9 protein-coding genes are annotated in these 11944 nt (G+C 71.1%); 1 reads left to right on the forward strand and 8 read right to left on the reverse strand.

Features of this window, described 5'->3' with window-relative positions; translation table 11 throughout:
* Positions 1-271: 271 nt before the first annotated feature.
* The 8 genes from DEIPI_RS33970 to DEIPI_RS36060 all read right to left on the reverse strand — a co-directional run bounded on the left by DEIPI_RS33970 (position 272) and on the right by DEIPI_RS36060 (position 10601).
* Positions 272-919, reverse strand: a complete 648-nt coding sequence (locus DEIPI_RS33970; protein ID WP_084474819.1) for a PepSY-associated TM helix domain-containing protein — start codon at positions 917-919, stop codon at positions 272-274.
* Positions 897-1514 carry a DUF2271 domain-containing protein gene (locus DEIPI_RS0123055; RefSeq protein ID WP_157463913.1) on the reverse strand — a complete coding sequence of 206 codons (618 nt, stop codon included), beginning with the start codon at positions 1512-1514 and terminating at the stop codon, positions 897-899. Before DEIPI_RS0123055 ends, DEIPI_RS33970 begins: the two co-directional genes overlap by 23 nt.
* A 10-nt stretch (positions 1515-1524) precedes the next feature.
* On the reverse strand, positions 1525-2514 hold the full coding sequence (locus tag DEIPI_RS0123060; protein WP_052351952.1) for an FAD:protein FMN transferase: 990 nt from the start codon (positions 2512-2514) through the stop codon (positions 1525-1527).
* A gap of 119 nt (positions 2515-2633) precedes the next feature.
* Positions 2634-4064 carry a sensor histidine kinase gene (locus DEIPI_RS0123065; protein WP_027483329.1) on the reverse strand — a complete coding sequence of 477 codons (1431 nt, stop codon included), beginning with the start codon at positions 4062-4064 and terminating at the stop codon, positions 2634-2636.
* The gene (locus DEIPI_RS0123070) at positions 4061-4744 is read right to left on the reverse strand and encodes a response regulator transcription factor (RefSeq protein ID WP_027483330.1); all 684 of its coding nucleotides are present in this window, start codon (positions 4742-4744) and stop codon (positions 4061-4063) included. The genes DEIPI_RS0123065 and DEIPI_RS0123070 overlap by 4 nt, the downstream gene beginning before the upstream one ends.
* Positions 4745-4974: 230 nt before the next feature.
* Complete coding sequence (locus DEIPI_RS0123075) at positions 4975-6285, reverse strand: delta-60 repeat domain-containing protein (RefSeq protein WP_027483331.1); 1311 nt, start codon at positions 6283-6285, stop codon at positions 4975-4977.
* A gap of 149 nt (positions 6286-6434) precedes the next feature.
* Positions 6435-7763, reverse strand: a complete 1329-nt coding sequence (locus tag DEIPI_RS36055) for a 5'-3' exonuclease (RefSeq protein WP_052351953.1) — start codon at positions 7761-7763, stop codon at positions 6435-6437.
* A 36-nt stretch (positions 7764-7799) separates the two neighbouring features.
* The gene (locus tag DEIPI_RS36060) at positions 7800-10601 is read right to left on the reverse strand and encodes an HD domain-containing phosphohydrolase (protein ID WP_157463915.1); all 2802 of its coding nucleotides are present in this window, start codon (positions 10599-10601) and stop codon (positions 7800-7802) included.
* Between the two features lie 78 nt (positions 10602-10679).
* On the opposite strand from DEIPI_RS36060, the gene DEIPI_RS0123090 reads away from it, so the two are divergent.
* Positions 10680-11900, forward strand: a complete 1221-nt coding sequence (locus tag DEIPI_RS0123090; protein WP_027483332.1) for a Bcr/CflA family multidrug efflux MFS transporter — start codon at positions 10680-10682, stop codon at positions 11898-11900.
* Positions 11901-11944 lie beyond the last annotated feature (44 nt).

Here is an 11944-nt window from a genome sequence, read left to right on the forward strand (position 1 = left end):
GGGCAGGGCGGCGGTGGAGTCCTGCGCGAGGGCGGCGCCCGCGAGGAGCGTACCCGTCAGTGCGAGGGCGCGGACGGTCATGACGTGCCCACGTTCCGGGCGCGGCGGCCTGACCTGAGGGGGTGTCGGTGCGGCGGGAATGGCATGTCCGAACCCTAGGCGGCGTCTGTTCAACCTCCGCTCGGGGATTGTTCAGAACCTGTGTAGGGGTCGTGTGCCCATGAACGGGCCGGAGAGCCGCGCGGCTCCCCGGCCCGTTCCACGCTCCGCCTCAGGCGGCGAGGTGCATGATCGCGATCATCGCGAGGGTCCCTGCGGCCATGACGGCGAGCGCCTTCACCCGGACCTTGCGCAGGTACACGAGCAGCGCGAGCCCCGTGAGGGACACGAGCGTCAGGAAGGCGCCCGAGAGGTCGATCACCCAGGACCACGCGGCGCCCGCGTCGCGTCCACGGTGGAAGTCGTTGAGCACCCCGACGAGGCCCTGCGCGTCCACGCTGAGCTGGTACTTTCCGGTCTTCACGTCGATGAAGGCGTCCGCGCCGTAGCCGGGCGCGTGGAAGGACACGCTCGCCTCGTCGCCGTCCACACGTTCGTCGCTCGCGCGGCCCCTCAGGTCGTACCGGGCGCGCAGTTCCTCCACGACGACGAGCCAGTTCACCTTGTCGCCGTCACGCCAGGAAGCGGGCAGGGCGCCCTCCACCTGCGTCCGCTTCCCGTCGTCTCCGAAGGTGAGGTCGGGGTGGTTGAGGGTGATGCCGGTCAGCGCGAAGAACAGCACCACCATGAGGCTGATCATGGACGTGTAGACGTGCGTGACCCGCAGCCAGGCGTTGAGCCGCTGACGGACCGTGCGGGGCCGCCGGGCGGGTCGGGTCGCGGCGGTGAGGTCCGCCTCAGCTCTTTCGGCGGAACTCAACGCTCACTCCCTTCACGTCGTCGCTCGCGCCGAGGTCGCGCGTGAAGGGCTTGGCTCCGACGGTGACGCTCTCGCGGATGAGGCTGTAGGGGCCGTGCTCGCGGGCGGTCTCCACCACCACGTAGTACTGACCCTGCGGGACGAGCGCCTTGCGGTCGTCGCGTCCGTCCCACACGAGGCTGTACCTGCCGGGGTTGCGGGTGGGTCCGGAGACGGTGTCGATGATGCCGTCGTTCGTCTGGTACTCGCGGAACCAGCGGCGCAGGTCGGGCAGGTAACGCAGCCCGCGTCCGCCGGTGTTCGCCCACAGGGCGAGCGTTCGGACGGGTCTGCCGCTGGCGTCCTCGATCCACGCGGCGACGTAGGGACGCTGCACCCGGAAGCCCTGTGGAAGGTCGATCTCGACGTTCACGGCGAGTTCCATGCCGCTGGCCCACGCGGCGCTCTTCGTGGCCGTGGTCGTGGTGGAGGTCGGGGTGGTGGCGGAGCCCTGCGCGAGGGCGGGGAGGCGGGCGGCGATCATCGCGACGAGCACGGCGGTGGCGCGGGCGAGAAGGCGGCGACGGGAGGGGGTGGTGCGCTGGTCGTGGTTCATGACGGTCCTTTCAGGAGGGGCGGCTGTGGGCGCACCAGACGGGGTCGGTGTGGCGGGCGCCGTCGGCGGTCACGACGAGGCACCCGACGTTCGGGAGGTTTCGGACGAGGTCGAGGCCCTCGGTGACGGGGAGGACGCTGAGGGCGGTGGCGAGGACGTCGGCGGTGCGGGCGTCGGGGGCGAGGACGCTCGCGCCCCGCACCTCGGTGGCGGGCCGCCCGGTGCGTGGGTCGAGGGTGTGCGGATACCACGTCCCGCCGACGAGGAAGCCCCGGTGGGCTCCGCCGCTCGTGGCGAGCGCGCCGCCGCGCAAGGTCACCACGTCCTCGGCGTGGTTCTCCACGCCGGAGGTGGACACGGCGACGCGCACCTCGCCCTCTCCGACGTGCCGGAGGTCCCCGCCGAGGTTGACGAGGACGCCCCGCACGCCGGGCACGCGGAACGCGGCGAGGGCCGCCGCGTCCGCGATGGCGCCCTTGGCGACGGCGTTGAGGGTGAGACCGCCGGGCCGCGTGACGCGGGCCGTGCCCGCGCCGAGCACGAAGGCGGGCTCACCCGCTGCGCGGGCGGCGGCGTCGAGGGCCTCGTCGAGCGGCGGTCGTCCGGTCCCCTCCGCGTGCCTCCACGCGGAAACGAACGCGTCCGCGGACGGATTGAACGCGCCTTTCGTGCGGCGCTGCCAGTCCAGGGCGTCGCGAAGCAGATCATGCAGTTCGGCGGACACGGGAACGTCCTCGCCGGGCCGGGCCTGCCAGCGGTTGAGCTCGCTGTCGGGATTCACGCGGCTGAAGACGGCTTCGAGCCGATCGATCTCCGCCAGCAGGGCCGCCTCGGCGGAGCGGGCGGCGTCCTCGTCGTCGGCGTCGACGCGCAGGTGCAGGGCGCTGCCGAGCACCCGCTCGTAGGTAACGTCGTGCCGGACGGGTCGGCGGACCAGGAAGGCCAGCAGGGCCCGCAGCGGTCGGCGGGCGGGGGAACGTAGGGGCACGGCTCGGGTCATGGTCGCCTCCAGGGGGAGTCTCGCGTGAAACTGTTCACCCTGCGAGGACAACTTGTTCAGAAGTGAGGTAGACACGGGGGGGAAGACCGGGCGTCCGGTCTTCCCCCCTCGGGCCTGGGTCAGAGGCCGGTGAGTTGCGGGGTCGCCAGGGCAACCGACGGAAGGGCGAAGGTGACGGTCGTGCCCCGGCCGGGCTCGCTCCGGATGCCGATCCGGCCGCCGTGCGCCTCCACGATGGACTTGCAGATGGAGAGGCCCAGACCGCTTCCGCCCTCGCTGCGGGCGTCCTCCGCCCGGTAGAGGCGGTCGAAGACGAAGGGCAGCTTGTCGGCGGCGATCCCCACACCCGTGTCCTGAACGTCGACCGACAGCGACGTCCCCTCGTGACGGACGACGACGTCGATGCGGCCTCCCGGGGGCGTGTGCGAGAGGGCATTCGAGAGGAGGTTCTGGATCACCTGGGTGACGCGCCGCGCGTCGAGCGTCATCAGGGGACCGTGTTCGGGCGCCTCGACGGCGAGCGTGACGCCCTGCCGGCCGGCGAGCTCGGCCACGCCCGACACGGCCTCACGGAGGACGAGGGCGGCGTCGGTCTCCTGCAGGTCGAGGTGGAGCTCTCCGGCGTCCGCGAGGGACAGGAAGCGCAGATCGTTCACGAGGTGCGCGACGTGCCGGGTCTCCCGGTGCAGACGCGCGAGGCGCTCCGGCGTCGCCTTGAAGGTGCCGTCGATCATCGCCTCCAGCGTCCCGGAGATGACGCTCAGAGGGGTGTTGAGGTCGTGGGCGATGTTGGCGGTGAGCTGTTGCCGCGACTGCTGGTTGCGCACCACGCTGTCGTGCATCTCGTGGAAGGCGTGGAGGACCTCGCCGAACTCGTCGGCGCGGGCGCGCGGCGCTTCTCTGGGCGCCTCTCCCCTCTGAACGGCCTGAATGCCCCGCCGCAGTTCCTGCAAGGGTCCGAGGAGCGCGCGGGCCATCAGGAGCCCCGTGCCTACCGCCGCGAGGGTGGCGGCGAGCATTCCCCAGAGGATCGAGCTGGACGTGCGTTCGAGGAACTCCTGACTGCGTGGGTCGAGGCGTGGCTCGACGCCCGACGGCGCGACGTACGCGACGACGTTTCCGTCCACGGTGACGGGCACCACGCGCCCGAGGAGGTTCTCGGGCAGCCTCGTTCCGCCCGGCAGGGTGGGTGTGGCGTAGAGCGTGCGGAACTGCGGATCGAGCGCCACGAACGAGGCCCGGAAGATCGGTCCGTCGCGGAACACGCGCCCGTCGGGAGAGCGTGGCGTCCCTTCCGTGGTGCCGTGACCCTGGTCCACGTTGAAGTTGCGGCGGTAGGGCGTGAACCCGGCCAGGTTCCCGTTCTCCTGCACGTAGGTCTGGACGCGGTTGACGAGGTCGTTGCGTGCCTGATCACCGATGAAGCGGTTGAACTCCGACCGTGTGGACGCGTAGGAGATCACGCCGACCGCGCCGAGCGCGAGGGCGGCGACCAGGACGAACGCCAGCGTGAGCTTCCACGCCAGGGTGCGCCAGAAGGGTCGCTTCACGCGCCCGCTTCCGGATTGAGGCGGTAGCCGATGCCGTACACGGTCTCCAGCAGCCGAGGCTTGCTCGGTTCCTCCTCGATCTTCGCGCGCAGGTTGCGGACGTGCACGTCGATCGTCCGTTCCGAGCCGAGCGCCTCCTCCTGCAGGTGTTCGAGGAGCTCGATGCGGGTGAAGACGCGCTGCGGGTGCCGGACGAGGAGGTCCATCAGCTCGAACTCGCTGCGGGTGAGGTTGACCCGTTCGCCGCGTGCGCGGAAGGAGCGGGTGGTGGCGTCGAGCTCCAGTTCGCCGACCCGGATGGGGCCGGACGTGGGCGTCTGCTCGGCCCGACGGAGGTTGGCGCGCACCCGGGCGAGCAACTCGGCCATGCTGAAGGGCTTGGTGACGTAGTCGTCCGCGCCGAGTTCGAGACCGAGCACCTTGTCGATCTCGGAGTCTCGCGCGGTGAGGAAGATGACCGGAGTCCCGCTGGACGCGCGGTAACGGCGGAGGAACTCCAGGCCGTCCATTCCCGGCATCATCACGTCGAGCAGGATGAGGTCCGGGGGTTCGTGACGGGTTTCGAGGAGGCCTTCCGTTCCGTTGCTGGCCACCCGGACGCGGTAGCCGTGTTCCGCCAGGTACTCGCGGACCATGTCGCGGATGCCCGCGTTGTCCTCCACGACGAGGATCGTCTTCATCCTCGCGTCCCTGACGAACGGCGTGGGGCGTCGTGGAGGGGCGGGCGAGGGCGGGCGAAGGTGACTCGCATGGTTCTACTTTGCGCCGAGGGAGTAAACCCGGAACGAGGACGATGTTCAGAAGTTGTGTAGGGAGGGCGGGAGGCACACGTCTCGCCCGCCTCGTCGTCGACCCTGGCGGAGGGCGGGTGAGCCGACCCGACCACGGCGGGTCCCGGTGGGCTGGGCCGTCAGGGAAGTAGACGCTCCAGCAGGGCCGCCTCCGCACCCTCGTTCCCTTGCACCAGCGAGCCGAAACGGACGAGCCGATCGTCGTCCTGCAGGATCGCCCCGCTCAGGCGACGCTCGGGCGAGAACGACGGCCTGAATCCGGGATCCACGTCGCCGCTCACGTCGAGACGACCGTCCTGCAGGACGACCCGTCCGTCCCGCTGCACCCCGACGAGCGTCGGCGTCCGGCCCGTGTACTCCACGACGCCGTCCTTTCCGAAGGAAGCGAGGCGTTCCCCGTTCGATCCGAGACCCAGCACCCACCAGCGAAACGTCAGATCGACGGGCGGCCCGGACGCCGCGGGAGACGCCGTCGACAGGGACACGTAGATCCGTCCGTCGCGCGCCACCACGCTCTCCTCACGCACGGCTCCGTACTGGGCGAGCTGCGGGAAGCTCAGGGCGCCGCCCTCGCCGAAGCTGGAATCCAGCCGACCGTCCGGGAGGTGACGACGTAACGTCGAACCGTCGGTGGTGGTCCCCAGGGACAGGAAGCCGCCGTCCGGCAGACCCAGCGACAGGATGTCGGCCACTCGCCCTCCTTCACCGAAGGACGGGTCGAGGGCGCCTCCGGGCTGCAACCTGAAGGTGGAGAACCCGGCGCCCACCAGCACCTGCCCGTCGGGTTGCAGCGCGAGCGATTGCAGATCGCTCGTGAATCCGTCCACCGGCAGGATCACGCGCCCGCCCTGACCGAACGTGGGGTCGAGCGCGCCGCTCGACGTGAACCGCTCGACGATCTGCACGACGCCCTCGGCGGAACCGATCCGTTCGAGGAAGGACGAACCGACGAGCAGACGGCCGTCCGGAAGGGGCAGGAGGGCGCTGACCGTCCGGATGGCGGCGGGCGCGAAGGTGACGCGTCCTCCCACCCCGAAGGTCGTGTCGAGCGTTCCGCCGGTGTTCAGACGGTACAGGAGAGGTTCGTACACACCCTCGGACACCGCGCGCGTCGCGCGGACCACCAGTCTGCCGTCCTTCTGCTGACGCACGAGCGCCGCCAGCGAACTCCCCGTTTCCCGCAGGACGACCCGACCGTCCTGGCCGAAGGCCGGATCGGGAGACGCCGGGGCGGTCGGCCCGGCGGGTGGCGTCGGGTTGGGGACAGGAGCGGGACTTGGCGTGGGGGTCGGCACGATCGGCGCGGGAGCGGGCAATCCCGACCCGGACGGCGTGTCGAACGCCTGTACCGCGTTCACGGTCTGGCCGCACGAAAGCAGGACGAGGGAGAAGGTGACGGCGAGCAGACCCTGGGAGAGTCGTCGTGACATGTGAAGCTCCTGCGCCGGCGGGTGAGACGGACTTGTGCTGCGAGTGAGGCGCAGGAACAGCCTGACAGTTCAGCCGTGACGACTCGTGCGAGGGCCGTGAAAATCACCGTCATCATGCGCTGGGCGCATGTTCATGAGCATGTGATCCTTCAGAAGATCGGCCAGGCTTCGGCGCCGCTGCCGACGGCCGCGGTCGCCGCCGCCTGACGCACGGCGTCACAGGCGTCGGACAGGAACGTGCTCCTCACGTCGGCAGGACAGGCGGGATTGACGGCGACGCGCAGGCGTACGCCGGGCAGGGACGACAGGGTCGGGTGGCGGGCGAGCGCCGTGAGGACGGTGGCCTCGGTCGAGCTCGCGAGGTGTTCGAGCACTTCGGGCGGACAGGCGGGGTTGCGGGCCAGCGCGTGCCGGACGCCTTCGACGTCGTTCGCGAACCGCTGAAGGGTCGCGCTCGCGCTCGCCCGCCACGCCACGAGGCGACGCACCGTCTCGCTCGCGTCCTCCGCGAGGACGTCCATCAGGACGTTCGGGCAGGCGGGATCACCGAGCATGCCGAGCCGGGCCTTGAAGGACGCGGCGTCGAGGTGACGTCGTAGAACCTCGCGCGGCGTCGAGGCGTCGACGCGGTCCGAGGGGGCCAGACCCTGGTGACGTTCGATGAAGGCCCTCAGGGTCTCGGGCGCCGTGGAGGAGCGCCGGGCCGCGCCCGTCTCCCGTTCGTCCGGGCAACCTTCGTGGAGCCTCTCAAGGGGCGCGTCCGTGACGAGCGTGGCCGCCCGGAGGCAGGCCTCGACGTCGCTCCTCGGTGTTCGCCCGAGGAGCTTCCGCGGCACGTCGTCGAGCTCGTGGAGGGCCCCGTAGAGCGCGTCGAGGCTGGAGAATCGGGCCAGCAGCGGCGCCGCACGGCGCGCGCCCATTCCGCGCACGCCACGAAGGTTGTCGCTGGGGTCACCGACAAGCGCGAGGTACAACGGCACCTTCTCCGGAGGCACGCCGTACGTCCCGACGACACCCTCGTGGTCCACGAGCCGGACGCCGCCGCCGTGCGGCACGGCCACCCGCACCCGGTCGTTCACGCAGGCGTACAGGTCCTGATCCGTCGAGAGGATGATCAGCCCGCCGTCGAGGCTCGCGGCGAAGGTGGCCAGGACGTCGTCCGCCTCGTGGTCGGGCGCGTGCCACACCTCGAAGCCCGCCTCGGCCGAGAGTGCGGGCAGGGCGTCGATGAAGGCGCGCAGTTCGGGTGGACGCGCCGGACGGTTGGCCTTGTAGCCGGGAACGATCTCGTAGCGGAAACTGCGTGTCCGTTCGACCGCCGCGATCCGCCGCGTCGCGCCCAGCGCCCGGGCGTGCTCGGTCAGGACACGCTGGTAACGCTCGGTGAGGGTCTCGTGCAGGGCGTGGCGGCGGTGCGAGTGCCAGACGCGGTGAGCGATGTTGGGCGCGTCGACGAGCAGGCAGGGCACGCCGATCATGTTGTCACATTTCCGAGCGGGTGACGTCGGGCGCCGTCAGGCGGTACTGGAGGGGGTCTCGGAAGGGGTCTCGGAGGGCGTGTCCGTGCGCCCTCCCCCCGGCAGGTCCAGGAACGCGCGGACGACGTCCGGGTCGAAGAAGCGGCCGGCACCCGTCCGGATCTCCTCGACGGCCTCGGCGTGACTCCACGCCCGCTTGTAGGGTCGCGCGCTCACGAGAGCGTCGTAGACGTCCACGACGGAGAAGATCCGCGCGAGCAGTGGAATGTCCGTTCCACGCAGGCCGTCGGGGTAGCCGGAGCCGTCCCAGCGCTCGTGATGATGACGGACCACCTTCAGGGCGCCGAACGAGAGGCCCGGGACGAGACGCGCGAGCGCTTCACCCTCCACGACGTGGGACCGCATCACGGTCCACTCGTCCGCGTCGAGCGGACCCGGCTTGAGCAGCACCGCGTCCGGCACCTGGATCTTCCCGACGTCGTGCAGGTAGGCGCCTTCACGCAGTGGCACGAGCGAGTCGCGGTCCAGCCCGAGGGCCCGCGCGAGCCGGACCGCCAGGGACGTGACACGTTCCGTGTGTCCGCTCGTCTCGAAATCGCGGAGTTCGACGGCGCGGCCCAGGGCGAGGAGGGTGCCCTCACGCGCCGCTTCCAGCGCCCGCAGGTGTGCGGCCCGGTCGAGCGCCGTGACGCCCTGCGCGACGAGCGTCCGGGCCAGGTGAGCGTCGTCCTCGCCGAACGGCCGATCCCGCGTGACGACGAGCGCGCCGAGCAGGCCACGCGCGCTGTGAAGCGGGACGGCCATCATCGAGCGGGCGAGCGGGAACGCCGGCTGGTGGACGCGCGGGTCTTCACGGACGTCCATCACACGAACCGCGTCCCCGAGGTCCACCGCGTGCCACGCCACGCCGCGGCCACGCGGGAGCGCCACGGTGCCGAGCGAGCGATCCACGCCGAGCACGTCGCTGGACACGAGCGCGTCCTGGTCGGCGTCGTACGCGAGGTAGACCGCCTGCCGCGCGTCCAGCAGGTCTGCGGTCCGGCGCGTGAAGGCCGAGGTCACGTCCGCCTCGGTGTAGGCGTCACGGAGCGCGGAGGTCACGTGCGCGAGCGCCTCCAGTTCCCTGAGGCGCCTGGTTTCCCGCTGCCGCCTCGCGCGGGCCGCGAGGAGCACGCCCGCCTGGGTGGCGAAATCCACCGCGACACGCTCGGCGACGTCGTCGAAGGCCCGTTCGGGCGAGAGGCGATCCACGTTGAGGAACGCGACGACCTGACCGTCCACGACGACGGGCACGCCCAGCGACTCGTGAATGTCGAAGATGCGCCCGACCCGTTCGTACGTGACCCGTCCGATCCGGTCGTGATCGACCTCGCTGCCCGTGCGCGACGCGGCGGCGACCTCGTCACCCCGCAGGACGCGTGGTCGTCCGGACAGCCACGCCTCCTCCGTGCCGCCGTACCAGGCCCGCTGGGACACGGGTGAGGCGCGCTGTCCGAGCAGTTCGTCGCTGAAGCCGATCTGCGCGCACAGCTCGAAATCGCCCTCGCTGACCACGTAGAGGGTTCCCGCCTCGGCATGCGGAATGCTGAGCACGGCGGCGCGCAGAAGGGCCTTCCAGTCCTCGTCACGGGGGTCCTGATCGAGTGAGAGCAGGGCGAGCGTGCCCCGCATGGCGCCGAGCGCGCCGGGACGGTCACCCAGAGCGGCGGGATCGGGGGCGACGTGCAGACGGTCCCGTCCGTCGTTCTTCGCGGCGTACAGGGCCGCGTCGGCGCGCTGGAAGGTGTGGTTCGTGAACTCGTGCTCGTCACGGACGGCCAGACCGCCGGACAGGGTGACGCGTGTTCCCGCGACGATCACGTCCGGGGCCGTGCGGCAGCGCTGCGCGACCCGGTGAGCCTCGACGGGCGACCTGAGCCGCAGGATCACCGCGAACTCCTCGCCGCCGTACCGGTAGACCGTTCCGTCGCTCCCGACGGCCTCCTCGAAGGCGCGGGCGGCGCGGCGCAGCACGTCGTCACCCACGGCGTGGCCGTGACGGTCGTTGAGCCGCTTGAAATGGTCGATGTCGACGACGAGGAGATGCTCGCCGGGCTGAAGGCTCACGAGGTCGAGCTCGAACTGACGTCGGTTGGCGAGTCCGGTGAGCGCGTCCGTCCTGGCCTGCTGACGGTACGCGTGGGTGGCCCTGAGCAACTGGAGGCGCGCGTGGATGACCGAGAGCGCGATGACGAAGGCGGCGCTGTTCGCGAACAGCAGGGGCAGGTACACGCGGGCGAGCAGGACGTCTCCGTTCGGCAGCGTGAGCAGCCCGAGGCCGTTGAGGCCGAACACGAGCGGCGCGGTCCACGCGAGCCTCCAGCCGGGCAGGTCACGGAGCGAGACCCGGCGGTGCAGCACGCTCGCGACGAGCACGACTCCGGCGGCGGAGAGTGCGGCGACGAGGACGCCCTGACCGCCCTGCCCGGCACGCCACAGCAGGGCGGGCAGGGCGGTCAGGGCGCCCCAGAGCGGTCCGTACCGGAGGGTGACGAGGGCCGTCGGCACGTGCCGCAGGTCCGCGAAAATGCCGGGCGCGACCTCGATGGGCAGCGTCATGAGTCCCACGCCCGCGAAGCCCGCGAAGAGCGCGCGGACGAAGTTGCTGACGTCGTCGTGTCTCGCGGGCCACTCCCGGTACAGCATGCTGCTGGCGAACGCGAAGAGCGTCACCAGCGCGACGTTGTGGAGCAGGGTGATCAGCACGATGTGCGGCGTCGGACCGTACCTGAAGCCTAGCGTCTCACGCCCGCGTTCGGGTGAAGCGGACCGGCCGCCGGGATCGTATGGTGTCGTCATGCGCGTCCACCGTTCACGCTCCACCCTCGCGCCCAGCGATTTCGCCCCGCCGTTCCTCCTCCTCCCGGTCGCGCGGCGGTGAGGAGCGCACGTGAGCTCGCCCGCCGACGGTCGGGGCTGCTGATTCTGATTCTCGGTGGCCTGCAGGCGTTCGGCCCCCTGAGTATCGACATGTACCTTCCGGGACTCCCGGAGATCGCCCGTGACCTCGGGGCTTCGGAGGGCGCGGCGCAGTTCACGTTGAGCGCCTTCCTGATCGGCATGGCGGTCGGTCAGGCCGTGTACGGGCCCGTGACGGACAAGTACGGACGGAAGCCGCCCCTGATGTTCGGCGTGTCGCTCTACGTGTTCGCGTCGGTGGCGTGCGCGCTCGCCCCGACGGTCGGGATGCTCGCCGCGGCGAGGTTCGTGCAGGCGCTCGGCGCGGGCGCGGGCGCGGTCGTCACGACCGCGGTGGTTCGTGACCTGTGGAGCGGTCGGGACGCGGCCGATCGGTTCAGCCTGCTGATGCTGGTGATGGGCGTCGCCCCGATCCTGGCGCCTTCGCTGGGCGGAGCGCTGCTGGTGCGCTTCGAGTGGCCGTCGGTCTTCTGGACGCTCGCCGCGCTCGGCCTCGTGTGTCTCGCCGCGGTTTCGGTCCTGCCGGAGACGGCGCCCCTGGAGTCGAGGAGGGACGTGCGTCTCAGGGACGCCGCCTCCACCTACGTGGCCCTGTTGCGGAACAGGCCGTTCATGACGTACGCGCTGGCCGGTGCGTTCGCCTCCTGCGCGCTGTTCGCGTACATCAGCGGGTCCTCGTTCGTGTTCATCGAATCGCTCGGCGTTCCGCGCGGCACGTACGCCCTGCTGTTCGGAGTGAACGCGCTCGCTTTGATCGCGGCCTCGCAGGTGAACCGCTGGTTGATCCGACGCTGGGGTCTCGACCTGGTGGCCGGGCGGGCGACCCTGACGGCGCTGGTCTGCAGCGTGGGACTCGTCGGTGTGACGCTGTCGGGGCATGCGGGCGTCTGGACCTTCTCGCCCCTGCTGGCGGCACTCCTGGCGACGGTGGGCCTCACGACGCCGAACACGACCGCTCTGGCCCTGGAGACGATCCGTTCACGCGTGGGCAGCGCTTCGGCTCTGCGAGGCACGCTGCAGTTCGGACTGTCGGGCGTCGCGGGCGGAGCGGTGGGGGTCTTCGCGAACGGGACGCCTCTGCCGATGACGCTGGTCATCACCGTCTGCGTGCTCCTCTCGGTGACCTGTCTGCGCCTGGCGAGCCGCTTCGGTGACTCGGGTCGAGCGCGCCGAGCATGACGCGGCGCAGGTCCGCCGCCTCGGTTCGTCCTGCCTCGGGCCGT

Origin of the sequence: Deinococcus pimensis DSM 21231, from assembly GCF_000519345.1 — a bacterium.
Taxonomy (GTDB): domain Bacteria; phylum Deinococcota; class Deinococci; order Deinococcales; family Deinococcaceae; genus Deinococcus_A; species Deinococcus_A pimensis.

Excerpts from the sequence above, each read along its gene's own strand:
- DEIPI_RS36060 (WP_157463915.1), bottom strand. The coding sequence starts at position 10,601 with ATGACGACACCATACGATCCCGGCGGCCGGTCCGCTTCACCCGAACGC.
- DEIPI_RS0123075 (WP_027483331.1), bottom strand. The coding sequence starts at position 6,285 with ATGTCACGACGACTCTCCCAGGGTCTGCTCGCCGTCACCTTCTCCCTC.
- DEIPI_RS0123060 (WP_052351952.1), bottom strand. The coding sequence starts at position 2,514 with ATGACCCGAGCCGTGCCCCTACGTTCCCCCGCCCGCCGACCGCTGCGG.
- DEIPI_RS36055 (WP_052351953.1), bottom strand. The coding sequence starts at position 7,763 with ATGATCGGCGTGCCCTGCCTGCTCGTCGACGCGCCCAACATCGCTCAC.
- DEIPI_RS0123055 (WP_157463913.1), bottom strand. The coding sequence starts at position 1,514 with ATGAACCACGACCAGCGCACCACCCCCTCCCGTCGCCGCCTTCTCGCC.
- DEIPI_RS0123070 (WP_027483330.1), bottom strand. The coding sequence starts at position 4,744 with ATGAAGACGATCCTCGTCGTGGAGGACAACGCGGGCATCCGCGACATG.